The following is a 23,894-nucleotide window of genomic DNA, read 5'->3' on the forward strand; positions in this document are numbered from 1 at the left end:
GCCGGCGCATGAACGAACAAGCCACCGAGGACCACGCCACCGAGAAGCCGAAGCGCACCTCCGAGCGCTGGTTCGACGCGACCTGGACCAAGGTCCACCCGCTGAGCCCCGTCGTGCGCGGCGGGCTCGCCGTCGTCGCCATCCCGGGCCTCCTGCTCAGCTACAACTGGCAGAGCTGGATGGATGCCTGGGAGGCGTTCCGCAGCGGCGAGATCCAGCGCAACGTGGAGTCCAACCCGATGCCGTTCCTGCTCGGCGCCGGCGGCGTGCTGCTGGTGGTCGCGCTGATCTTCGCCGGCTTCGCGCTCTCCTGGTGGTTCACCCGCTACAAGATCACCGCCGAGCATGTGATGGTGAAGTCCGGGATCTTCGTGCGCCAGCACCGTCAGGCCCGGATCGACCGGGTCCAGGCCGTGGACCTGCGCCAGCCGCTGCTCGCCCGGCTCACCGGCCTCGCCGAGCTGAAGTTCGAGGTGGCCGAGGGCGACGGCACCGCCGCCACCCTGGCGTTCCTGAAGAGGTCCCAGGCCGAAGAGCTGCGCTCCGAGATCATGGACCGCGCCGCCGGCCGGAGCGAGTCGCCGGCGGAAGTCGAGGGATTCGGGGAGGTGCCCGGGGGTCCCGGCTCCGCGTATGCCGGTTTCACGCATCCCGACTCCGCGGAGGCTGCCCACCGCTATGATTCCTACGCCGCGCACGACCCCTACGCCCCGATTCATCCCACCCCCACCGGCCGTGCAGCTGCGGGTCTGCATCGCGCCGCGCATCAGGACCGCCTCATCGCGAAGGTCCCCACCGGACGGCTGATCGGCTCGGTGCTGAGCGGCTGGGGGACGATCTTCGTCCTGGTCATCGTGGTCATGGCCGTGGTCGCCGTCGGGATCGGTCTCGCGGTCGGCTCCGACGGGGGGTCGGTGTCGATCTGGGCCGTGCTGACCGGAGCCGCACTCCCGGCCGTCATCCCGATGGGCATCGCGGCGATCACGATCTACTACCAGCAGTTCAGCTCCGGCTTCGGATTCACCTCCACCGCCACCAGCTCCGGGCTGCGCGTGCGCTACGGGCTGCTCGAGACCACCAATCAGACCATCCCTCCGGGTCGGGTGCAGGCGCTGCAGATCCAGCAGCCGGTGCTCTGGCGCCCGTTCAGGTGGTTCAAGATCGTGGTCACCGTCGCCGGCTACGGCATCGGGGAGAAGCGCTCGGTGCTGCTGCCCGTGGGTCGGCTCGACGACGTGATGGTCACCGCCGCGGAGATGTTCCCTGACCTGCAGGTCGAGAACCCCGAAGAGGTCTTCACCGCCGGGCTCACCGGTTCAGGCACGAAGCTCGGCTACACCGAGGTGCCCCGCCGGGCCCGCTTCTTCGACCCGATCGTGCGCCGTCGTCGCGGGTTCCGCACCACCCCCACCGCGCTGATGTTCCGCGACGGAAGGGCTTCGCGGCAGCTGACGATGGTCCCGCATGAGCGGATCCAGTCGCTGAGCCTGACCCAGGGGCCGTTGCAGCGCCGGCGAGCGATCGCTGACATCTTCATCCACTCCCCGGCCGGCCCGTTCGCGGCGAAGCTGAAGAACCAGGACCTCGACGCGGTCAAGGACCTCTTCGAATACGAGTCCGATCATGCCGCCCAGGCCCGCCGCTACAGCGATCGGAATCAGTGGATGCGCGCAGAGGAGCTCCGCGAGTTCGAGCGCAAGGCCGCCGAGGCGCTGGCGGCACCGGAGGAGCCCAGCACCACCGGACCGGCACACCCCGCTGCCCCGTCGACCTACCAGGAACAGGACCCCCGTGACCGTTGAGCAGCCCGTGGATCCCTATGCCGCGGAACTCCCGCCCTCCCAGCGGGAAGGTCGCCTCGGCGTCGGCGTGATCTCCGCCGGCAAGGTCGGCGCGGTGCTGGGCGCGGCGCTGCGCGGGGCCGGTCACTCGGTGATCGGCGCCCACGCCGTCTCGGAGGACTCGCGCAACCGCGCCGAATCCCTGCTGGGCGGGGTGCCGGTGCTGGAGATCCCGGAGATCATGCGCCGGGCTGAGCTGGTCCTGCTCGCGGTGCCCGACGACGCCCTCGCCGAGCTCGTCTCCGGGCTGGCCGAGGCCGGCCACATCCAGGCCGGTCAGCTGATCGTGCACACCTCCGGCCGCTACGGCACCGAGGTGCTCGCTCCCGCCCAGCGCAGCGGCGCCATCGGACTGGCGATCCACCCGGCGATGACCTTCACCGGGCTGAGCATGGACCTGCAGAAGCTGCACACCTGTGCCTTCGGGGTCACCGCGCCGGGGCCCGTGCTGCCGATCGCGCAGGCACTGGTGGTGGAGATGGGCGGGGAGCCGGTGGTGATCCGCGAGGCCGACCGGCTGACCTATCACGCGGCGCTGGCGCACGCCTCGAACCACCTGAACACGATCACCGGGCAGTCAGCCGAGATGCTGCACCGGATCGGGGTGGAGCGCGCCGAGACCGTGCTGCGCCCGCTGATGCAGGCCTCGTTGGACAACGCGTTGGCCTCGGGGGAGGGCGCGCTGACCGGGCCGGTGGCTCGCGGAGACGTCGGCACGCTCCGGCATCACGTGCAGCTGCTGGCGACCTCGGAGCTGCCCGCCGACATCCGCACCGCGTATATGGCCATGGCGCGCGCGACCACCCAGCGTGCCCTGGATCGCAGCATGATCACCGCCGCGAAGGCCGCCGAGCTGCTCGACGTCCTCGACGCCTGACCCGCGCTTCTCGCAGCCTCCGCCCCGCCCCGCTGCCCCTGACCGACGCGACGGGCGACGGGCGAGCGCCGCGCGCGGTCCTAGACTGTCCCGGTGACTCCACCGCAGGTACTGACCACTGTCTCCAGCTTCCGCGCCGCGCTCGCCGAGGCCGTCGCCGCGCACGTCCGCGAACGCGGGGCCGCCCCCGCGGTGGGGCTGGTCCCCACGATGGGGGCGCTGCACTCCGGACACGCCGCTCTGGTCGACGCCGCCCGGGCTGCCTCAGACATCGTGATCGCCTCGATCTTCGTGAACCCGCTGCAGTTCGACGACGACGCCGACTACCTCCACTATCCGCGCACGCCAGAGCGCGACGTCGCCCTGCTGGGTGCCCACGGGGTCGATCTGATCTTCAGCCCGGACCTCGCGCAGATGTACCCCGGCGACTCGCACGCCCCGCTGGTCCGGGTCAGCGCCGGGCAGCTCGGAACCCGCTGGGAGGGGGCCGCGCGCCCAGGACACTTCGACGGGGTGGTCACCGTGGTCGCGAAGCTCTTCAACATCATGAGCCCCCCGGCGCCCGCGAGGCTCGAGGCCTGGTTCGGCGCCAAGGACGCCGAGCAGGTCGCGATCATCACCCGGATGAAGGCAGACCTGAACATCGACGTGGACATCCGCACCGTTCCGATCGTGCGGGATGAGCACGGCTTGGCCCTTTCCAGCAGGAACCAGCGCCTGGATGAGACCGACTACTCCGCGGCGCTGGCCATTCCCGCCGCGCTCTTCGCGCTGAGCGAGGACGCCGCCTCCGAGCGCCGGCTGGGAGTGGCCGATCAGGTGGAGGAGCTGAGATCTGCCGAGGGTGTGGAGCTGGACTACCTGGTCGTCGTCGACCCTGACTCCCTGGAGGAGCTCCAGCCCGGCGACGCGCTGCTCGACGAGCACGGGGTGCTGCGCGGGCGTGCGCTGGCGCTGATCGCCGCCCGGGTCGGACCGGTGCGGCTGATCGACAACGTGATCCTGAGTCCGGGCAGGTCACAGCCCCGGGAGTAGGCTGGAACCATGACCGATACCGCGAGCAGCAGCCCGAACGCACCCGCCTCCTTCCCGTACATCGATCATGACGTGCGCCCGCAGGACGACCTGCAGCGCCACGTCAACGGTGAATGGCTCAAGACCGCCGAGATCCCCGCGGACATGGACGCCTACGGGTCCTTCCATGAGCTGCGCGACAAGGCCGAGGCTGATGTCCGGGAGATCCTGGAGCAGGCCGCGGCCGGAGAGATCAAGGCGGAGCAGCTCGACGCCGCCGCGGAGGCCGTCCCGGCCCGGATCGGTGCCTTCTACACCTCCTTCATGGATGCCGAGGCCGCTCAGCGGCGCGGGCTGAGTCCGATCGAGCCGATGCTGGAGCAGCTGGAGTCCGTGCGGAGCGTGGAGGATCTGGTTCGGCTCTCCGCCGCCTGGCAGCGCCAGGGCGTGGACGGGCTCCTCGTCGCCGGGTCCATGCGCGACGCCGGAGATCCCACCCGGATGCTCTGGCACGTCATGCAGTCCGGACTCGGTCTGCCCGATGAGTCCTACTACCGCGACGAGAAGCTGGCCGAGATCCTGGCGGCGTACCAGGACCACCTGGTCCGGGTGCTTGAGCTCAGCGGAGTCGACGACGCCGCGGACGCCGCCGCCGCCGTCGTCGAACTCGAAGGTGTCATCGCCGCCGAGCACTGGGACAAGGTGACCCTGCGTGATGCGCAGAAGCGCTACAACCTGGTGACCGACGACGAGGCCGAGACCTTCATGCCGCTGCTGCGCGAGGCGTTCGCCGGCTGGGGGCTGCAGCCGCGGCACACCGAGCAGCTCGTGCTCGCCCAGCCCGACGTGCTCCCCGGGATGCAGGCGGCGCTGACTCAGCAGCCGCTGCGCACCTGGAAGCTCTGGCTGCGAGTCCAGCTGCTGCGCTGGGCGGCCCCGCTGCTCCACGAAGAGCTGGTGAACGAGAACTTCGACTTCTACTCCAAGCGGCTCTCCGGAGCCCAGCAGCTCAAGGAGCGCTGGAAGCGCGGGGTCGCGCTGACCAACGCCCACCTGGGTGAGGACGTGGCGCAGATCTACGTGGCCCGGCACTATCCGCCTCAGGCGCGGGCCGCGATGGACGAGCTGATCAGCGCGCTGATCGAGGCCTACCGCCAGTCCATCAGCGAGCTGAGCTGGATGGGGGAGGAGACCAAGGGCCGCGCGCTGGAGAAGCTCGACGCGTTCAAGCCGATGGTCGGCTTCCCTGAGCGCTGGATCGACTATTCCCGCGTCGACGTGGACCCGACCGATGTGGTGGCAAACGTCCGCCGTGCCGCGGCGTTCGAATGGGAGCGCGACATCACGAAGCTCGACGAGGGACCGGACCCCGACGAGTGGCACATGCACCCCCAGACGGTCAATGCCTACTACTCGCCGCTGGAGAACGTGATCTGCTTCCCGGCCGCGATCCTGCAGCTCCCGTTCTTCTCCGCCGAGCGGGACATGGCGCAGAACTTCGGCGCCATCGGGGCCGTCATCGGCCATGAGCTCGGACACGGCTTCGACGACCAGGGGTCCCGCTACGGCGCCGACGGCTCGCTGAGCAACTGGTGGACCGAGGCTGACCGCAGCGCCTTCGAGGAGCGCACCACGAAGCTGGTGGAGCAGTACAGCGCACTCACCCCCTCCCAGGCGCCGGAGCACAAGGTCAACGGCGAGCTGACCCTGGGTGAGAACATCGGTGATCTCGGCGGGCTCGGCATCGCGCACAAGGCCTACCGGGTGTGGCTGCAGGCACAGGGGGCTGAGGCCGCCGACGTCGAGGGCTACAGTGCTGACCAGCGGTTCTTCTTCGCCTGGGCGCAGGCCTGGCGGAACCTCACCCGCCCCGAGCGGGCGGTCACGCTGATCAGCATCGATCCGCACGCACCCGCCGAGTTCCGCGCCACCCAGGTGGTCAAGAACCTCGACGCCTTCCACTCCGCCTTCGAGACCCAGCCCGGGGACGGGATGTACCTGTCGCCGCGGGAGCGCGTCACCATCTGGTGACTGCGGGGCCCAGGCTGCCTGAGGGCTGCCTCGGCCCGGTCGGAGCGACGGGGCGACGGGACTGCCGCCGCGATTCAGGCAGGGCGCACGGCACGTAGAATGGCCGACTGTGACTGCCCAGAATTCCGCCGCCTCCGGCGCCAATGACCTTGACACCCACGACCAGCGCGCCGTGCGCCTGGACAAGCGTGAGCGCCTGCTCGCCGCCGGGGTCCAGCCCTATCCGGTGAACGTCGAGCGCTCCGCCTCGCTGAGCGAGGTCCGGGAGCGCTTCCCGGACCTGGAGCCCGGGGCCTCCACCGGCGAGACGGTGGCGGTGACCGGTCGCGTGATGTTCGTGCGCAACACCGGCAAGCTGTGCTTCGCCACGCTGCAGGAGGGCGGCCCCGACGGCAGCGGAGTCCGGCTGCAGGCGATGATCTCCCTGGCCGAGGTGGGGGAGGCCGCGCTCGCCGACTGGAAGTCGCTCGTGGATCTCGGTGACCATGTCCGGGTCAGCGGTGAAGTCATCGCTTCGCGCCGCGGGGAGCTCTCCATCATGGCGAGCTCCTTCGAGATCGCCTCCAAGGCCGTGCGGCCGCTGCCGGTGCTCCACGCGGAGCTCAACGAGGAGACCCGGGTGCGTCAGCGCTACGCGGATCTGATCGTGCGGGACGAGGCGCGGCAGATGGTCTTCCGTCGTGCCGCGATCACCCGCTCCCTCCGCGAGACCCTGCACGGACGCGGCTACGTGGAGGTGGAGACCCCCATGTTGCAGCTGATCCACGGCGGCGCCCAGGCGCGGCCTTTCCAGACCCATCTCAACGCCTTTGATCAGGGCATGACGCTGCGCATCGCCACCGAGCTCTACCTCAAGCGCGCCGTGGTGGGCGGCATCGATCGGGTCTTCGAGATCGGCCGGGTCTTCCGCAATGAAGGTGTGGACTCCACGCATTCCCCGGAGTTCACCACGCTGGAGTCCTATGAGGCATGGGCGGACATGTACGTCATGGCCGAGCGGATGCGCGAGATGATTCTGAATGCAGCAGATGCCGCCGGGGCGAGCCGTCAGATCCCGACGGATCAGGGCGTCATCGACCTCGACGGCGAGTGGGCCTGGGTCTCGGTCTACCCGGGCCTCTCCGAGGCCGTGGGGCAGGAGATCACTCCTGAGACTCCCGCCGAGACGCTGCGCGCCGTCGCGGCCGCACGCGAGGTCTCCGTGGACCCGGCCTGGGACGCGCAGAAGCTGGTGATCGAGCTCTTCGCCGAGATCGTCGAGCCCACGCTGATCCAGCCCACCTTCGTCTGTGACTACCCGCCTGCGGCACAGCCGCTGGCCCGCGCCCACCGAGACAAGCCCGGCGTCATCGAGGCCTGGGACCTGATCATCGGGGGCATGGAGCGCGGGACCGCCTTCTCCGAGCTGGTGGACCCCGTGCTGCAGCGGGAACGCCTGGTGGAACAGGCCCGGATGGCGGCCGCCGGTGACGACGAGGCCATGCAGCACGACGAGGACTTCCTGCGGGCCCTGGAATATGGTGCACCACCGATGGGGGGCATCGGTCTGGGCGTCGACCGCCTGGTGATGCTCTTCACCGGCACCGGTATTCGCGAGACGATCCTCTTCCCGCTGCTGAAACCTGAAGCGCAGGCGTGAACGTCATGCCGCGCAAAGACGTAGCATGATTAGCAATGGCAGCGACAGTTTTTTAACCTGAATGTAAGCAAGGAATTCCATGGAAAATTTCTGGACGTACTTCGAAGTTCTTGCCCCCTCCATCGGCGTCGGGCTGGTCTTCTGGCTGGCTATCCGCGCCATCTTCCGGGCTGATCGGAATGAGCGCGCCGCCGAGATTCAGGTGCGCGAAGAGGCCTCTCAGCAGGGAGTTCAGCGCGATGAGCCGACTTCTGGCCCGCACAGCTGAACACCTGATCTGCTGCCGGATCCATGATTCTCATGGCGCTGTCATGGCCGTCTCCAGCCGAGAAACTGGTTCCATATGAGAATCATCTTCCGGGTCCGAAAAAGTAACAATCTCTCCAGCTTGACCGTGAATTGTATTTCTTGAAATACTTGGCTTCACATAGATCGTTCTTGATCTATCGCAGCGAGAAATGCGCCGAGCGAGATGAGGCCCATTGCGTCTCGGCGTGTGAGTGAGCAGTGAGGTGTATGAGATGGCCCAGAAGGTAGAAGTGGTTCTCGTCGATGATCTTGACGGCAGCGAAGCAAAGGAGACGGTCACATTTGGGCTGGACTCCCGCTTTTATGAGATTGACCTCAGCGAAGAGCACGCCAAGGAGCTTCGCGAGACGCTGAAGAAGTACATCCGCAAGGGTCGGGCCATCGCCCCGCCCTCGCCGCAGAATGAAGCCCGTCAGATTCGTGACTGGGCCGTGAAGAACGGATATCAGGTCTCCAGCCGAGGTCGCTTGCACCGCGACATCGTAGAGGCCTACCGAAACGCCAAGAAGCGCTGATTCTGCGCACCCGTTGCGGTGCTGCGAAGACGACCGACCGAGGTTGGCCTCAAGCCCGGACGCAGCATGATGCTGCGGCCGGGCTTCGCTCGTGCCCGGCGCAGCGACCCTTCCGGGGAGCCGTCGGAGCAGGCAGAACTTTTCCCTATGGCGAACAGCGGCGACTAGACCGCGCGATGCCCGTAGCCTTGAGGCAGAGCACCAACGCTAGGAGTGTCTGTGGCTATGTTCGAGAGATTTACTGATCGCGCCAGGCGCGTGGTTGTGCTTGCCCAAGAAGAGGCACGCATGCTGAACCACAACTACATCGGCACCGAGCACATTCTGCTCGGCCTGATCCACGAAGGTGAGGGTGTCGCGGCCAAGGCCCTTGAGTCGCTGGACATCTCACTGACCGGCGTGCGCGAAAAGGTGCAGGAGAAGATCGGACCCGGCCAGAACGCGCCGAGCGGTCACATCCCCTTCACCCCGCGCGCCAAGAAGGTCCTGGAGCTCTCGCTGCGCGAGGCGCTCCAGCTGGGCCACAACTACATCGGCACCGAGCACATCCTGCTGGGCCTGATCCGTGAGGGCGAGGGTGTCGCAGCCCAGGTGCTCGTGGAGCTGAACGCCGACCTGAACAAGGTCCGCCAGCAGGTCATCCAGCTGCTCTCCGGCTACTCCGGGGGCAACCAGGAGAAGGCAGGCGCCGGCGTCGGACAGGGCGGCGCCAACGAGGGCACCCCGGCCGGATCCGTGGTGCTCGACCAGTTCGGTCGCAACCTCACAGCCGCCGCCCGCGAAGCGCAGCTGGACCCGGTGGTCGGCCGTGACTACGAGCGTGAGCGCGTGATGCAGGTGCTCTCCCGCCGCACCAAGAACAACCCGGTGCTGATCGGTGAGCCCGGCGTCGGCAAGACCGCCGTCGTCGAAGGCCTGGCCCAGGCCATCGTCAACGGCGATGTGCCGGAGCTGCTGAAGGACAAGCAGCTCTACACCCTGGACCTCGGGTCCCTGGTGGCCGGCTCGCGCTACCGAGGCGACTTCGAGGAGCGCCTGAAGAAGGTGCTCAAGGAGATCCGCACCCGCGGTGACATCATCTTGTTCATCGACGAGATCCACACTCTGGTCGGTGCAGGCGCCGCCGAAGGTGCGATCGACGCCGCGAACATCCTGAAGCCGCTTCTCGCCCGCGGTGAGCTGCAGACCATCGGCGCGACCACGCTCGATGAGTACCGCAAGCACATCGAGAAGGACGCCGCGCTGGAACGTCGCTTCCAGCCGATCCAGGTCGAGGAGCCCTCCGTGGAGGTCACCGTGCAGATCCTGCGCGGACTGCGCGACCGCTACGAGGCCCACCACAAGGTCTCCATCACCGAGGAGGCGCTTGAAGCCGCCGCCTCGCTGGCGAACCGGTACATCAACGACCGCTTCCTCCCGGACAAGGCCATCGACCTGATCGATGAGGCCGGCGCCCGGCTGCGGATCCAGAAGATGACCGCGCCGCCGGAGCTCAAGGAGTTCGACGGCAAGATCGAAGACGTCCGGCGGGAGAAGGAATCCGCCATCGACGCCCAGGACTTCGAGGGTGCTGCCAGCCTGCGTGACAAGGAGCAGAAGCTCGTCGAAGAGCGCCAGGCCAAGGAAGACGCCTGGAAGTCGGGCCAGATCGACGAGATCGCCGAGGTCGACGCCGATCTGATCGCCGAGGTCCTCGCGTTCTCAACCGGCATCCCGGTCTTCAAGCTCACCGAGCAGGAGTCCGATCGCCTCCGCCGCATGGAGGAGGAGCTGCACAAGCGGGTCATCGGTCAGGACGAGGCGGTGAAGTCGCTCTCCCGGGCGATCCGCCGCACCCGCGCCGGGCTCAAGGACCCCAACCGGCCCTCGGGCTCGTTCATCTTCGCCGGGCCCACCGGCGTCGGCAAGACCGAGCTGGCCAAGTCCCTGGCCGAGTTCCTCTTCGGCGACGAAGACGCCCTCATCACCTTGGACATGTCCGAGTTCTCCGAGAAGCACACGGTCTCCCGGCTCTTCGGCGCCCCTCCAGGCTATGTGGGCTACGAGGAGGGCGGTCAGCTCACCGAGAAGGTGCGTCGCCGTCCGTTCTCCGTGGTCCTCTTCGATGAGGTCGAGAAGGCCCACGCGGACCTGTTCAACTCGTTGCTGCAGATCCTCGAGGACGGTCGACTGACCGACTCCCAGGGCCGCGCCGTGGACTTCAAGAACACGGTGATCATCATGACCACCAACCTCGGCACCCGGGACATCTCCAAGAACGTGATGACCGGCTTCACCTCCAGTGGGGACACCTCGACCAACTACGAGCGGATGAAGGCCACGGTCAGCCAGGAGCTGCGCCAGCACTTCCGGCCCGAGTTCCTCAACCGTGTCGATGACACGATCGTGTTCCCGCAGCTCAAGCAGGAGGAGATCGTCCAGATCGTGGACCTCTTCGTGAACAGGCTGCGCTCACGGCTCGCCGAGCAGGCCATGACCCTTGAGGTCACCCAGCCCGCTCGGGTGTTCCTCGCCGAGACCGGCTACGATCCGGCGATGGGTGCCCGGCCGCTGCGCCGCACCATCCAGACCCTGATCGAGGACGAGCTCTCCGAGCGGATCCTCTACGGCGAGATCCCCCACGGCGCCGGCATCGAGATCGGCGTCGAGGGTGAAGGCAAGGAGCGCAAGCTCACCTTCGAGTGGCACGAGCCGCAGGATCAGATCGAGGCGTCAGAAGAGCCCGCCGCCATCGAGAGCTGATCCCTCGGGTCGGCCAGCGCTGACCCAGACATGAGTGAAGCGCCGTCGGAATCATCCGGCGGCGCTTCACTCATGTCTGGGTCCCTGCAACGCTGAAGCTCTCGGGCCTTCCGGGGCTGTCAGCCCCCGGGCGGGCCGATGATCAGCAGCACCACGAAGAGCATGACGACCCCGGCGCTCAGCACCCCGCCGACGAGTCCGGGCCGGTTCAGCAGCACCCGCAGTGCGCGGTCATGCCAGCTTCTGTCCCGCGGATCTTCGGTGAGCGCCGTGCGCCAGGGCCCCTCGAGCCGGCCGCTGCGCTTGAGCCAGAGATCCACCGGAATCGTCGCATAGGGGATCACCGCGCTGATCACCGCCACCGAGGTGGGGCCGGCGCTCCAGCGCTGATTCTTCGCCACGATCACTGCGGTCGCGGCATAGGCCAGGAACACGAAGCCGTGGATGCCGCCGCCGATGCTCACCGCGATGTCCAGGCCGTTGGTCGCGCGCAGGATCATCCCGCCGATCAGCAGGGTCCAGGAGACGGCTTCGGCGAAGGCCAGCACGCGGAAGAACATCTTGGGGGAGCGGAACACAGGTCTCCTGAGTCGAAAGGGGGATGGGGGCTCCGAGCATCGTACGGGTTGTGACCGGGGTGCGCCGAAATGTGTCTGTGCCCGGCGGTAACGTAGGGACCATGGCAACTCGCACCGCGTCACGGAGTACGGGGAAGTCCCGGTCCAAGGGATCCCCGGCGTTTGAATGCACTGAATGTGGCTGGCAGACCGTCAAGTGGGTCGGCCGCTGCCCGGAGTGCCAGGCCTGGGGCTCGGTGGAGGAGAAGGGCCAGGTCACTGCCAGAACGACGGCGGCGAGCCAGCTTGCTCAGCCGGCCCGGGTGATCCACGAGGTGGATGCCTCCGAGGCGGAGTTCCGTCCCACCTCCATCGGGGAGCTGGACCGGGTGCTCGGCGGAGGGCTCGTCCCGGGCGCGGTGATCCTGATGGCCGGCGAGCCCGGCGTCGGCAAGTCCACGCTGCTGCTGCAGGTGGCCTCCGCGGTGGCCCGCGCCCACCCCGATGCCCCGGTGCTCTACCTGACCGGTGAGGAATCCGCAGCCCAGGTGAAGAAGCGCGCCGAACGCATCGACGCGATCTCCGACGGCCTCTACCTCGCCGCCGAATCCGATCTGGGCCAGGCGCTGGGCCAGGTGGAGAAGCTCTCACCCCAGCTGACGATCATGGACTCGGTGCAGACCTTCTCCTCGGCCGAGGTCGACGGCGCCCCCGGCGGCGTCACCCAGATCCGCGAGGTCACCGCCTCGATGATCGAGTCGGCCAAGCGCAAGAACATGACCACCATCCTGGTGGGGCATGTGACCAAGGACGGAAGCATCGCCGGGCCGCGGATGCTCGAGCACCTGGTGGATGTGGTCTGTCAGTTCGAAGGGGAGCGACATTCCCGGCTGCGGCTGCTGCGCGCGGTGAAGAACCGCTACGGTCCCACCGATGATGTGGGCTGTTTCGATCTCAATGAGGACGGCCTGACCTCGCTGGCGGACCCCAGCGGGCTCTTCGTCTCAGCGATGACCGAACGCGTCCCCGGCACCTGCATCACCATCACCCTGGAAGGTCGCAGGCCGCTCACCGCAGAGGTCCAGGCCCTGGTGGCCGAGTCTCAGGCGGCCCAGCCCCGCCGTGCGGTCTCCGGCCTGGATTCTCCCCGGGTCTCGATGCTGCTCGCAGTGCTCCAGCGTCGCGCCAAGCTCACCGCGCTGATGAAGTCCGAGGCGTATGTGGCCACAGTGGGCGGGGTCAGGATCACTGAACCCGCGGCTGATCTCTCCATCGCTCTGGCGGTGGCCTCCGCGGCGCTGGAGAAGCCGCTGCCGAACCGGTTCGTGGCCTTCGGGGAGGTGGGCCTGGCTGGGGAGGTGCGCCCGGTGCCGGGTCTGCGTCAGCGACTGGAGGAGGCCCAGCGGCTGGGCTTCACCCATGCGATCGTCCCGCGCAGATCCACCGGCACGGAGAAGGACGCCACCCCGGAGGGGATGCGGGTCCGCGAGGTCGGCTCACTGGCCGAGGCGCTGAACCTGGTGCTCGACGGCGGCCGGTCAGGCTGAGCCTGCAGAATCTCTGGCGGCAGTTCCGGCAAGGACAGGCGCGGAGGCGCCCAGCCCACCGGGAAGGCTGATCAGCCCTTCATCGGCGGCGGCGAGCCCGTCGCGCAGCAGCGAGTCCAGGCACCGGCTCCGCTGTTCTTCCGCGGCCTCGGGCAGCGCCAGTCCGGCGAGAAGCTCCGTGCGCTCCACGGTCTGGCCCGTGCGCAGCACAGCCATGATCGCGCCACGCACCTGACGGTCTGTGCCCGCCCAGGCCTGGCCGCGGGTCTGCTGCTCCGCGGTGGGCGGTGGCGATCCTGCGGCACGCCAGGCACACAGGTCAGCCACCGGGCAGGACTGGCACTGTGGCGCACGTGCGGTGCAGATCAGCGCCCCGAGCTCCATGGCCGAGGCGTTCCAGGCGCAGGCGGTGGCGCCGCCGTCGTGATCGGTGGTGGGCATCAGCTCCTGGGCGAGCCGGCGCTGCGCGGAGGTGTAGGTCTTGCCCGGCAGGGCGTGTCCGGTGAAGGCTCGAGCGTGGACTCGTCGGATATTGGTGTCCACCACAACTTCGGGCTCCTGAAAGGCGAAGCAGGCCACGGCGGCGGCGGTGTACTCGCCCACTCCCGGCAATGCGCGCAGCTCCGTCGCAGCGCTGGGCACCTTCCCGCCGTGGCGTTCGACCATGGCCGCCGCGGCGGCCTGCAGTCGCAGTGCGCGGCGTGGGTAGCCGAGCCGGTCCCAGGCGGTGAGGATCTCCGCGGTCGGCGCCGCAGCGAGGTCAGCCGGGCGAGGCCAGCGCTTCATCCAGAACTCCCAGCGAGGGAGCACCCGGACCACCGGGGTCTGCTGCAGCATGATCTCGCTGACCAGCACGCCCCAGGGGGTGCAGCCGGGCTCACGCCAGGGAAGCGGGCGGGCGTTGTCCTCGAACCACTCGATCACACGGTCATGGACCAGCGTGGGCTCGGGCGTGAAGCCCACGTCGGGACGGACGGAGCCGTCCCGAGCGGCAGCAGGAGGGCTCGCGGGAGTGGCGCTGGCGGGAGACTCGGCGGCGGGTGTCATCGCCATGAGTCTAGAGAATCTCGGCCTCCGCCGTGCTCAGCTGGTGGAACCGGCTGAGCTCAGACCTTCACGTTCAGGCTGCCGAGAAGCTGGCGCACGCGGGTGCGGATGTCATCGCGGATCACCCGGACCTTCTCGAGGCTCTGCCCTGCCGGGTCATCGAGCTTCCAGTCCTCGTAGCGCTTGCCCGGGTAGAACGGGCACTCGTCCCCGCAGCCCATGGTGATGACCACGTCGGACTGCTTCACCGAATCATCGGTGAGCTTCTCAGGTGTGTTCTCCGAGATGTCGATCCCGAGCTCCGCCATGGCTTCCACCGCGATGGGGTTCAGCGACTCCTTCGGCGCCGTGCCGCCGGAGAATACCTCTACGGCATCACCGGCGATCTCGCGGAGGAATCCGGCGGCCATCTGCGAGCGCCCAGCGTTGTGGACGCAGACGAAGAGGACGGTGGGCCTGGGGGTGCTCATGGTGTTCCTTCCGAGAAGCTGTGAGAACAGTGGGGGTCAGAGACTGTGTGGGGCAGCTGCAGCGATCGGGCTCTCCTGCTTGGCGGGGATGTTCGATCCGATGAAGAACCGGCGCGCCCACAGCGCCACGTAGACCAGCGCGACCAGCACCGGGACCTCGATCAGCGGGCCGACGACTCCTGCCAGGGCCTGACCGCTGGTGGCGCCGAAGGTGGCGATGGAGACCGCGATGGCGAGTTCGAAGTTGTTGCCGGCCGCGGTGAAGGACAGTGTGGTGGTGCGCTCGTAGCCCATCCGCAGCATCCAACCGATGACCATCGAGGCGGCGAAGATGACCACGAAGTAGACCAGCAGCGGGACGGCGATCCGGACCACGTCCATCGGACTGCTGAGCACCTGTTCGCCCTGCAGCGCGAAGAGCACCACGATCGTGAAGAGCAGGCCGTAGAGCGCCCAAGGGCCGATCCTCGGCAGGACCTTGGCCTCGTACCATTCGCGACCCCGGGCTCGTTCGCCCAGGGTGCGGGTGAGGTACCCGGCGAGCAGCGGGATGCCCAGGAAGACCAGCACCGAGACCGTGATCGCAACGATGGAGAACTCGGCCGAGGTGGTCTCCAACCCGAGCCAGCCCGGCAGGACCTGCAGGTAGAACCAGCCCAGCACGCCGAACATGAAGACCTGGAACACAGAGTTGATGGCCACCAGCACCGCAGCAGCCTCACGATCACCGCAGGCCAGATCGTTCCAGATCAGCACCATGGCGATGCAGCGGGCGAGGCCGACGATGATCAGCCCGGTGCGGTACTCCGGCAGATCGGCGAGGAAGACCCAGGCCAGGACGAACATGAAGGCCGGTGCGAGGATCCAGTTGATCAGCAGCGAAGTGACGACCAGCTTCTTGTCCGAGAGCACCCGGCCGGTCTCGTTGTAGCGGACCTTCGCCAGCACCGGGTACATCATGATCAGCAGTCCGATGGCTATCGGCAGCGAGACGCCTGCCACCTCCATGGACTCCATCGCCACACCCACCTGGGGGACGACGGCGCCCAGCGCCAGTCCCAGCCCCATGGCCGCGATGATCCACACGGGGAGGAAGCGATCGAGCACCGAGAGCTTGGCCACCACGGCCGAGGGGTCCGGGACGGGTGGGGCAGACTGGCTCACAAACACTCCTGGGAAGATCGACAAACTTCGATGCCCCGAGTATCGTCAGAAACATCGATGCATGTCAATCCATGTGACGTTCGCCATGGGGGCAGGCTGGGACGATAGAGCTCGGAGCACTGCTCCCAAGACCGATGACGAACCCTCGAGGAGAAGCGATGATCACCCAGATCGACTGCACGCCCCCGCAGGCGCCCCTGGCGGAGAGCGTCACGCTGGACCCAGAGGGCGCCGCCGAGCTCGCCGTCGGATTCAAGGCGCTCGCGGACCCGAATCGCATCACGCTGCTCACCCTGATCGCCGCCGAGGAGACCGGGGAGGCCTGCGTCTGCGACCTCACCGAGCCGCTCGGCCTCGGCCAGCCCACCGTCTCCCACCACCTGAAGGTGCTGGTCGATGCCGGATTGCTCATTCGTGAGAAGCGCGGCACCTGGTCCTACTACTCGGTGGTGCCCGGCGCCCTGCAGGACCTCTTCAACTCCATGACCGAAAGGACCGCACACTGATGCGCGAGACGACCACCCCGGAGAACTCCACGAGACCCTCGGATCAGCCGGTGCGCGGCGCAGAGGAGGAGGTCGCCCCGGTGGCGCACTCCACTGAGCGCGCCGACAAGCCAGCGGTGCTCTTCGTGTGCGTGAAGAACGGCGGCAAATCTCAGATGGCCGCCGGGCTGATGCGCCAGGACCTCGCTGCGGCGGGACTCGAGGGCGCCGTCGTCGTCTCCTCGGCCGGCACGCGGCCGGGTTCGAAGGTCAATGCGCTCTCGACAGAGGTGCTTGCGGAGATCGGGGCCGACATCGCCGGAGAGACTCCCACCCAGCTGACCCCGGAGGCGATGCGTGAGGCTGGGCACGTCGTGATCATCGGTGCCGAAGCTGAAGTGGAGCCATTGGAGGGTGTTGAGATCGAACGCTGGGAGGTCGATGAGCCCAGCAGCCGCGGGATCGAAGGGCGGGAGCGCATGGAGCTGGTCCGCGATGACATCCACCTGCGCGTGCGCGAGCTCAGGGAACGCCTGCTCGGCTGAGAAACAGCGCCAGTCTCCTCCGCTAACCTGGGGCCATGGGTTCCCAGCGAAGGCGGCAGTCTGCCGAGGTGTACAGGCGCCGACGCATCCTGGTCGGGGTGCTCGCCGTGGTGCTGCTGGTTCTTGCAGGATGGCTCACCGGCCTCGCCATGGGCGGGGGCCAGGACACGGACGAGGCCGATCCGCAGGAGGCCGCTGAGGGTGCCGCTGCGCAGGACGAGGCAGGTTCAGATCCAGGGTCCCAGAATGACTCGCCGCCAGGCTCCGAGGACTCCGCCGACGCCGACGGCCAGGACCCCGAGGCGGAGGCGCCTCAGGACCAGCCTCCCGAGGATGGCAGCTGCCGCACCGGCGATCTTGAGGTTCGGGCATCCACCGGTTCAGAGTCCTACGGACCTGGCTACGCCCCCAGGCTGGTCATGGAGGTGGAGAACACCGCCGACTACGCCTGTGAGGCTGACCTGGGTACGGCGGAGCAGGAGTTCCTGGTCGAGCACGCCGGAGCCACCGTCTTCTCCACCGCCGAATGCTCCGTCTCCCGAGAGTCGCTTCCGGTGCAGCTGGAGCCGGGCCAGGTGGAGCAGGCGCATTTCACGTGGCCACGCTCAGACTCAGCCGAGGACTGCGCAGAGCCGATCGCGCTGAATCCCGGCAGCTATCAGCTGACCGTGAGCCTCAGCGGCATCCGTTCGGAGCCGCATGACTTCACCCTGAACGAGGGCTGATCGACTCAATTGCAGTCCGCGATGCGCGGCCCGCCTGGCTCTGCGTCCGCGCTTAGACTGTGCCGATGGGTTCCTTCATCATCAGGCCGGCGCGCACCGCCGATGTCGCCGCGATCATGGACATGGCGGAGCCCCTGGTGGATCAGCGCGTGCTGGTGCACAAGGAGGCCGTCGCCTACTACGAGGCGATCCAGGAGTTCGTCGTCGCCGAAGCCCAGGACGGTGCCCTGATCGGGTTCGGCGCCCTGCACGTGATGTGGAAGGACCTCGCCGAAGTGCGCACCCTGGCCACCGATTCCCGCTGTCGGGGTCACGGAGTGGGTTCAGGACTGCTGAAAGAGCTCACGGCTCGTGCCCACGCCCTCGGTGTCAGCAGGGTGTTCTGCCTGACCTTCGAGGTGGAGTTCTTCACCCGGCACGGCTTCGGGATCATGGATGACCAGGCGGCGGTGGATCCGGAGGTCTACACCGAGCTGCTGCGTTCACCTGATGAAGGTGTCGCGGAGTTCCTGGACCTCGCCCGGGTCAAGCCCAACACCTTGGGCAACACCAGGATGATCCTGCAGCTCTAGATGTATTGAGTCACGACGTCGATGACACCTGGTTGGCAGGACTCGTTCCGATGTTGGCGCGGATGCGATCAGCGCTGCGACCGTGTCAGGATCTCCACGAGAAGGTCTCGCTCGCCAGGGGCCGCGCCGAGGGGGCCCACGTTGACGAAGGTCATGGCTCCGACTGTGGACGAGAAGGGTTGCAGCCGCTTCACCTGCCATGAACGTCGCATCAACCGCCGCCGTACCGGGTCTGGGAGACGCAGACCCTCTCGCCACTGATCCACCGTCGGTTAGGGTGCTTGTGACGAAGGCGGCACATCATGGACCGAGCATGGGTGACATGGACGGCAGCTGCGGTGCTGCTCCTGGGGGCAGGCTCTGTCGGCTGCGGGCGGCCGTACCTGCACGCGGTGGATGACGGGGTGTACGGCGCGCTGCTCCCTACGACGGAGCAGTGGGCCGAGGAGGGGTCTGAGGGGATCCCGGGAGGCTACGCCGCTCTCAGCGCCGACGGCGCGGAGCGTGTCGTGGTGCGGATCGAGGACGACACTGTCACGTTCGAGCTGGACGGGGAGAGTGCGGTGACCCGACAGGTGGTGCAACGCCGCGACATCCAGGACAGCGAGGGATCGGGCCCGTTCAAGGCCGACACCCAGGCCCTGGCCCTGGGGGATGAGCCTCTGGTCCTGGGCTTGCTGACGATCAGCGACCCGGTGATCTGGTACGCCGGAGGCTACGACAGCACCGAGGTGGTCGCGATCAAGCCGTGGGACCCCGAAGAGCGGGGGCCGATCGTGCAGTGCGCGGCCGCGGACGAGCAGTGCCTGGCGCTTCCGGTCGGCGAGAGCCTGGTCGGAGATCCGATCGGTGACTACACGGACATGATCCGGCCCGGCGCTGCGGAGAACCCGGTGACCGGCATTCGGGTGACCGGCACGGACATCGTGTACACGCTCGACACCGGACAGGAGGTGCGCAGCAGCCGTGCGGAGGAGACCCTCATCCAGGCATGTGCTCTCTGGAAGTCGGCGGTGTGGCCAGTCCCAGCCGAGATCGGTCTCTCCTTCGACGAACCTGTGCTCGTGGAGACCAGCTGCCCCTTGCCCTCCGGGGAGGCGCCCAGACTCACCGTGATGGAACGCGCCTCGCTCCCCGTGCTCGCGCCGCTGGAGCCACATCGGGCCGGGCAGTGGTGCCAGCCGGGGCCAGACTGCCTGTGGTTCGTCGACGAGGAAGGCGGCCCTGGCTGAGCGCGACAGTCTCACCCCCGGCGACCAGGCCATGTCTGAGCGTGCACATTCATCCGCGTGTGGAACTAGCCGACCTGAGTCACGACGTAGGTGACACCTGGTTGGCGGGGCCTCAAAGCTCGGGCAGCTGCTCGGTGGCGTCTTCGTGGCTGGCCCCTGTCGCCTGAAGCATGTCCACCACCAGCGTGCGCAGCAGCAGCACCACCGTCTCACCCTCGAGCGTCCCGATGCCCAGCGATTTCGGGTGCAGCCGCTGGGCCAGAGCGGACAGTGCCTCCTGGGCGGTGTTCATCCGGCGCGTGTAGGCCGAGCCAGGTTCAGACACTGCCTGGGAGAGCAGCAGCGAGCCGTCGGCGAACTCGTCCAGCACCGCCGAGAGGTTCGCCACCGCTTCGTCAGTGAGTGTGGCGTGGTCCACGGTGCTGATGATCCGGCGTGCCACCACCCGCATGCTGCGCACCGAGAGGTCCACGTGGTCCGCGACCTCGGCCATGTGCCGGACGTAGTGGCGGTGCTTGCGGTAGGCGGGGGAGAAGACTGTCAGCTCCTTGGCCGAACGCACCGCATTGCGCAGCTCATCGATCTGCGGCTGCAGGCCGCGGCAGCGGATCAGCGAGTGCCAGGCCTGGCGCGAGTCTGAGTTCCGCACCGCCTCGGCGACGTCGCGCAGCGAGGCGGTCATCGCGTCCACCACGCTCTTGAGCTCAGCGATCGGCTCGCGGCGCGGATCCTTCGGGGTCAGCAGCGTGATCGCCAGCGCCACCGCACCGCCGACGATGGCGTCCAGGCTGCGCGTGAACGGGCCGAGTGCGGCTGCCTCGGGGGGCGGGATCAGCACCACCAGGAGGGCCTGGAGGCCCATCTGCATGGCCAGCACCGGTCCTGAGTCCAGGAATCGGGCCAACATGATGGAGAGGAAGAGGACCAGCGTGGCGGTGCCCAGGTTCGAGCCGAGCTGGTGCAGCAGCAGGTCACCGATGAGGATGCCCAAGGTGCAGCCCACGCTGACCTCGAGGACCTTGCGCATCCGTGGTTCTTTGGTGAAGCCCAGCGCGATCATCGCAGCGATGGCCGCGAAGAGCGGATCGTCGTGGCCCAGGACCCGTTCAGCAATCGTGTAGGCACCCACGCCGGCCACGGTCATCTGCAGCGCAGGGATCACCGAGCGTCGCATCCTGCGGGCACCGACCTTGACTCTGCGCTGCGTGAAGCGGCGCGCACGGGCCAGCAGTGGGGGAGTGGAGCGCTCGGTCGTCACCCCATGAGTGTAGGCCGCGACCAGTCCCGGGGATACGAGGACCTCACATCTTCCCGGCCTCCGGTGTGGCGCAGGACACACCGGTGAGGCGCGCCAGTTCACCGAGCGTTCATCTTAAGTGGGCACCTTGGCCACCTGCTGAGCGGCCCACTGTCACTTGCCCCTCCTAATGTGATTCGAGGTTCGCCGGAGGCATCCGCGGAGAACCTCACAAGGCTTGAAAAACGGCGCTTCCTCGCGCTTGATGAATCACTCAGAGAGGCATACCCGTGAAGATGAGAACTTTTGGTCGTTCAACGGCCATCCTGTCCATTGCAACCCTGGCACTGGTCGGATGTGGCGACGGCGGAGAAGAGGGCGAAGCTGAGACTGGCACCGAAGAGGGCGGCAACGGGGCCTCAGGCCAGGTCGTCATCGACGGCTCGTCAACTGTGGCGCCCTTCGGCGAGGCTGCAGCTGAGACCTTCATGCAGGAGAACCCCGATGTCCAGGTGACGGTCGGCACGTCCGGCACCGGTGGCGGCTTCGAGAGCTTCTGCCGCGGCGAGACCGACATCTCCGAGGCCTCCCGCTCGATCTCCGACGAGGAGATCGCGCTATGTGATGAAGCGGGAATCTCCTACGAGGAGCTCGGTGTGGCGAATGACGCACTCTCCGTCATCGTCAACGAAGAGAATGACTTCCTCGAGTGTGTCTCGGTCGATGAGCTCTCCGAGATCTGGAACCAGGATTCCGAAGCGACCAACTGGTCCGACATAGATCCTTCCTACCCGGATGAGGCTATTCAGCTCTACGGCCCCGGAACCGACTCGGGCACCTTTGACTTCTTCACCGAAGAGATCAACGGCGAAGAGGGCAACATCCGCTCCGACTACAACGACATCGGTGAGGACGACTTCGCCGCCATCACCGGCACCTCCGGCAACGAGTTCGCGATGGCCTTCGTCCCGCTCTCCTACACCGTCGAAGCTGAGGCTGAGCCGATCAGGACCCTCGAGATCGAGAATGAAGAGGGCGACTGCGTGGAGCCCGCCTTCGAGACGGTCCAGGACGGCAGCTACAACCCCCTGGGTCGCCAGCTGTTCATGTACCCCTCTGACGTGGCGCTCGAGCGCACCGAGGTCCAGGAATTCCTGGCCTTCACGATTGAGAACAACGAGGCCCTCGCGGAATCTGCGAACTTCATCGGGCTGACTGAGGAGCAGGCCGCAGAGGCCCAGGAAAAAGTGGACGAGCTCACTGGCAACTGATCCACACCACTGCGGAGGCTCGGTGCCCGTCCAGGGCTCCGAGCCTCCGTTCTTCACGTTTTTCACAGCAGAAGGAGCAAGGTGAGCACTACGACGCGAACCGACCGGCCAAGTGTGGTCCTGGTCGCGCAGTCCTCTCGCTGGGGCGAGAAGCTGATCCAATTCTGGCTTGCCTTCTGCGCGGTCGCTTCGGTGATCATCACGGTCGGCATCGTGCTGGCCCTGTTCTCGCCGCTGCCTGAATTCTTCAGCCGGGTCGACTTCAGAGAGTTCTTCTCCACCGACACCTGGGCGCCGGCGCTGGCCACCCCCAGCTTCGGCGTCTGGAACATCGTCGTCGGCACGCTGAACGTCACCATGTATGCGCTCATAGTCGCGCTTCCGGCAGGACTGGGTGCCGCGATCTATCTCAGCGAGTTCGCCGGTCGGCGTGCCCGGAAGGTATTGAAGCCGATCCTCGAGGTGCTCGAAGGCGTCCCCACCGTCGCCTATGGCATCTTCGCCTTCACCTTCGTGACTCCGCTGCTGCGTGAGAACTGGCCCACGTGGCTGCCGGGTGATCTGGGAAATCCGCCCGGGATCTTCTCCGCTGGAGCCGCCGGCATCGTGCTCGGAATCATGATCATCCCGACCGTCGCGTCCATTGCAGAGGACTCTATGTCCGCAGTGCCGCGATCACTGCGAGAAGGTGCCTATGGGCTTGGCAGCACGCGCATGCAGGTCGCGACCAAGGTCGTCGTCCCGGCAGCCCTCTCCGGCATCGTCGCGGGCTTCGTCCTCGGTGTCTCGCGGGCCATCGGCGAGACGATGGTCGTGCTGCTGGCAGCAGGTGCCAGTCCCAACATGACCCTGATGCCCAACGAGTCGGTGCTGCCGATGACGGCCTTCATCGGACGCACCGCCACCGGTGACATCTCCACCGGCACCGATGTCTACTTCACGATCTTCGCAGTGGGTGCCCTGCTGTTCACCATGACCTTCGTGATGAACATGATCTCCATCGCCCTCGTCCGCCGATTCCGGGAGAAGTACGAATGATGAGCACGCGCGCCGAGAAGGCGTCAACAGCGGCCCGCGAGACCACTCGCCGCATCGCGATGGGCAAGCGCAAGGGCATCTGGAAGGAAGAGCTGTTCAAGTATGTGCTCATCCTCTGCATCGTGATCGCCTTCGCCACGCTGCTGGCGCTGATCATCCACTCGGCGTGGATGGGCCGCTCCCGTCTGGACCTCAACCTGATCACCCAGATGCCCTCCACGCTGAATCCGGAGACGTCGGGGATGCAGTCTGCGATCTGGGGCACCGTGATCCTCATGGTCGGTGTGCTCGTCACGGTGGTCCCTCTGGGTATCTCCGCGGCTGTCTACCTGGAGGAGTACGCGGACACCGAACGCTGGTGGAATCGGTTCATCGAGCTGAACATCCAGAACCTCGCTGCGGTCCCGTCCATCGTCTTCGGCATCCTGGGTCTGGCCTACGTGGTCCGTGAGGGCTTCGCCTTCGGGCCGGTGGCCTACGCCGGCTCGCTCACTCTGGCGATGCTGGTCCTGCCCACGGTGATCCTCGCTTCCCGCGAGGCGCTCAAGGCGGTGCCGGACTCGATCCGCCAGGCGTCTTATGGCATGGGCGCCACCAAATGGCAGACGGTCTGGCATCAGGTGCTCCCGGTCGCGGTCCCCGGCATGATCACCGGCACGATCCTTGCCATGTCTCGGGCCATCGGTGAGACTGCCCCGCTGCTGCTCGTCGGTGCCACGACCTTCGTGACCTTCAACCCGGACAGCGCATTCAGCGGTGCCTACACCGCGATCCCGGTGCAGATCTTCCAGTGGGCCTCACGTCCACAGCCGGAGTTCCGCGAACTCGCGGCCGCTGGTGTGATCCTGCTGATCGCCATCCTCCTGATCATGAACTCAGCCGCGATCTGGCTGCGCAACCGCTACTCTCGCTACGACCTGTGAGTCACGCGCGCTCCTCCATCTTGACGACTTGCTCTGCACCACTGATCGACAAGGACCAATGACTATGACTTCCCAGACCAGCACAGATGCTTCCAACGACACTCGCGGCCACG

General features: G+C 67.2%; 22 protein-coding genes. 17 read left to right on the plus strand and 5 right to left on the minus strand.

Annotated features, from left to right (window positions below):
* The first annotated feature begins 8 nt into the window (after positions 1 to 8).
* The 8 genes from LTH93_RS10065 (at position 9) to LTH93_RS10100 (ending at position 10,968) form a co-directional block, all read left to right on the plus strand.
* Complete coding sequence (locus LTH93_RS10065; RefSeq protein WP_241470876.1) at positions 9 to 1,802, plus strand: PH domain-containing protein; 1,794 nt, start codon at positions 9 to 11, stop codon at positions 1,800 to 1,802.
* Positions 1,792 to 2,718, plus strand: a complete 927-nt coding sequence (locus tag LTH93_RS10070; protein ID WP_241466347.1) for a Rossmann-like and DUF2520 domain-containing protein — start codon at positions 1,792 to 1,794, stop codon at positions 2,716 to 2,718. Before LTH93_RS10065 ends, LTH93_RS10070 begins: the two co-directional genes overlap by 11 nt.
* A gap of 93 nt (positions 2,719 to 2,811) precedes the next feature.
* Positions 2,812 to 3,753 (plus strand): pantoate--beta-alanine ligase, encoded by a 942-nt coding sequence (panC, locus tag LTH93_RS10075; protein WP_241470877.1) that lies wholly within the window; start codon positions 2,812 to 2,814, stop codon positions 3,751 to 3,753.
* A gap of 9 nt (positions 3,754 to 3,762) precedes the next feature.
* Positions 3,763 to 5,763 (plus strand): M13 family metallopeptidase, encoded by a 2,001-nt coding sequence (locus LTH93_RS10080; RefSeq protein ID WP_241470878.1) that lies wholly within the window; start codon positions 3,763 to 3,765, stop codon positions 5,761 to 5,763.
* A 109-nt stretch (positions 5,764 to 5,872) separates the two neighbouring features.
* Positions 5,873 to 7,402, plus strand: a complete 1,530-nt coding sequence (lysS, locus tag LTH93_RS10085) for a lysine--tRNA ligase (protein WP_241466344.1) — start codon at positions 5,873 to 5,875, stop codon at positions 7,400 to 7,402.
* 79 nt (positions 7,403 to 7,481) lie between these two features.
* Positions 7,482 to 7,670, plus strand: a complete 189-nt coding sequence (locus LTH93_RS10090) for a hypothetical protein (RefSeq protein WP_241466343.1) — start codon at positions 7,482 to 7,484, stop codon at positions 7,668 to 7,670.
* 253 nt (positions 7,671 to 7,923) lie between these two features.
* Positions 7,924 to 8,226: a histone-like nucleoid-structuring protein Lsr2 gene (locus LTH93_RS10095; RefSeq protein ID WP_036474614.1), complete on the plus strand. Its 303-nt coding sequence runs from the start codon at positions 7,924 to 7,926 to the stop codon at positions 8,224 to 8,226.
* A 225-nt stretch (positions 8,227 to 8,451) separates the two neighbouring features.
* Positions 8,452 to 10,968, plus strand: coding sequence for an ATP-dependent Clp protease ATP-binding subunit (locus tag LTH93_RS10100; protein WP_241466342.1), 2,517 nt, complete (start codon positions 8,452 to 8,454; stop codon positions 10,966 to 10,968).
* A 119-nt stretch (positions 10,969 to 11,087) separates the two neighbouring features.
* On the opposite strand, the gene LTH93_RS10105 is transcribed toward LTH93_RS10100, so the two are convergent.
* Positions 11,088 to 11,546 (minus strand): DUF3817 domain-containing protein, encoded by a 459-nt coding sequence (locus tag LTH93_RS10105; protein ID WP_241466341.1) that lies wholly within the window; start codon positions 11,544 to 11,546, stop codon positions 11,088 to 11,090.
* 101 nt (positions 11,547 to 11,647) lie between these two features.
* Between LTH93_RS10105 and radA the strand changes: the two genes are divergently transcribed.
* Complete coding sequence (gene radA / locus LTH93_RS10110) at positions 11,648 to 13,072, plus strand: DNA repair protein RadA (protein ID WP_241470879.1); 1,425 nt, start codon at positions 11,648 to 11,650, stop codon at positions 13,070 to 13,072.
* Here radA and LTH93_RS10115 read toward each other — a convergent pair.
* Genes LTH93_RS10115 through arsB form a run of 3 tightly spaced genes read right to left on the minus strand, consistent with a single transcriptional unit; the run spans position 13,064 to position 15,753 of the window.
* On the minus strand, positions 13,064 to 14,119 hold the full coding sequence (locus tag LTH93_RS10115; RefSeq protein WP_241470880.1) for an A/G-specific adenine glycosylase: 1,056 nt from the start codon (positions 14,117 to 14,119) through the stop codon (positions 13,064 to 13,066). The two genes, radA and LTH93_RS10115, sit on opposite strands and share 9 nt — an antisense overlap.
* Before the next feature lie 59 nt (positions 14,120 to 14,178).
* Complete coding sequence (locus LTH93_RS10120) at positions 14,179 to 14,589, minus strand: arsenate reductase ArsC (protein WP_241466338.1); 411 nt, start codon at positions 14,587 to 14,589, stop codon at positions 14,179 to 14,181.
* A gap of 36 nt (positions 14,590 to 14,625) precedes the next feature.
* A complete protein-coding gene (gene arsB / locus LTH93_RS10125) occupies positions 14,626 to 15,753 on the minus strand; it encodes an ACR3 family arsenite efflux transporter (protein WP_241466337.1) in 1,128 nt (375 codons plus the stop codon).
* Between the two features lie 158 nt (positions 15,754 to 15,911).
* On the opposite strand from arsB, the gene LTH93_RS10130 reads away from it, so the two are divergent.
* From LTH93_RS10130 to LTH93_RS10150, 5 genes are all read left to right on the plus strand, one after another.
* Positions 15,912 to 16,259: an ArsR/SmtB family transcription factor gene (locus LTH93_RS10130; RefSeq protein ID WP_241466336.1), complete on the plus strand. Its 348-nt coding sequence runs from the start codon at positions 15,912 to 15,914 to the stop codon at positions 16,257 to 16,259.
* Positions 16,259 to 16,783, plus strand: coding sequence for an arsenate-mycothiol transferase ArsC (locus LTH93_RS10135; RefSeq protein WP_255727471.1), 525 nt, complete (start codon positions 16,259 to 16,261; stop codon positions 16,781 to 16,783). The genes LTH93_RS10130 and LTH93_RS10135 overlap by 1 nt, the downstream gene beginning before the upstream one ends.
* A gap of 35 nt (positions 16,784 to 16,818) precedes the next feature.
* Positions 16,819 to 17,508, plus strand: a complete 690-nt coding sequence (locus tag LTH93_RS10140; protein ID WP_241470881.1) for a hypothetical protein — start codon at positions 16,819 to 16,821, stop codon at positions 17,506 to 17,508.
* A gap of 65 nt (positions 17,509 to 17,573) precedes the next feature.
* The gene (locus tag LTH93_RS10145; RefSeq protein ID WP_241470882.1) at positions 17,574 to 18,080 is read left to right on the plus strand and encodes an amino-acid N-acetyltransferase; all 507 of its coding nucleotides are present in this window, start codon (positions 17,574 to 17,576) and stop codon (positions 18,078 to 18,080) included.
* 302 nt (positions 18,081 to 18,382) lie between these two features.
* Positions 18,383 to 19,312: a hypothetical protein gene (locus tag LTH93_RS10150; RefSeq protein WP_241470883.1), complete on the plus strand. Its 930-nt coding sequence runs from the start codon at positions 18,383 to 18,385 to the stop codon at positions 19,310 to 19,312.
* Positions 19,313 to 19,424: 112 nt separating this feature from the next.
* Here LTH93_RS10150 and LTH93_RS10155 read toward each other — a convergent pair whose 3' ends face one another.
* The gene (locus tag LTH93_RS10155; protein ID WP_241470884.1) at positions 19,425 to 20,570 is read right to left on the minus strand and encodes an FUSC family protein; all 1,146 of its coding nucleotides are present in this window, start codon (positions 20,568 to 20,570) and stop codon (positions 19,425 to 19,427) included.
* 275 nt (positions 20,571 to 20,845) lie between these two features.
* On the opposite strand from LTH93_RS10155, the gene LTH93_RS10160 reads away from it, so the two are divergent.
* The 3 genes from LTH93_RS10160 (at position 20,846) to pstA (ending at position 23,781) form a co-directional block, all read left to right on the plus strand.
* Complete coding sequence (locus tag LTH93_RS10160; protein ID WP_241470885.1) at positions 20,846 to 21,820, plus strand: phosphate ABC transporter substrate-binding protein PstS family protein; 975 nt, start codon at positions 20,846 to 20,848, stop codon at positions 21,818 to 21,820.
* A gap of 81 nt (positions 21,821 to 21,901) precedes the next feature.
* A complete protein-coding gene (gene pstC, locus LTH93_RS10165; protein ID WP_241470886.1) occupies positions 21,902 to 22,858 on the plus strand; it encodes a phosphate ABC transporter permease subunit PstC in 957 nt (318 codons plus the stop codon).
* Complete coding sequence (pstA, locus tag LTH93_RS10170; RefSeq protein ID WP_241470887.1) at positions 22,855 to 23,781, plus strand: phosphate ABC transporter permease PstA; 927 nt, start codon at positions 22,855 to 22,857, stop codon at positions 23,779 to 23,781. The genes pstC and pstA overlap by 4 nt, the downstream gene beginning before the upstream one ends.
* Positions 23,782 to 23,894: the final 113 nt, after the last annotated feature.

The organism is Nesterenkonia sp. DZ6, assembly GCF_022565835.1.
Lineage (GTDB): Bacteria > Actinomycetota > Actinomycetes > Actinomycetales > Micrococcaceae > Nesterenkonia.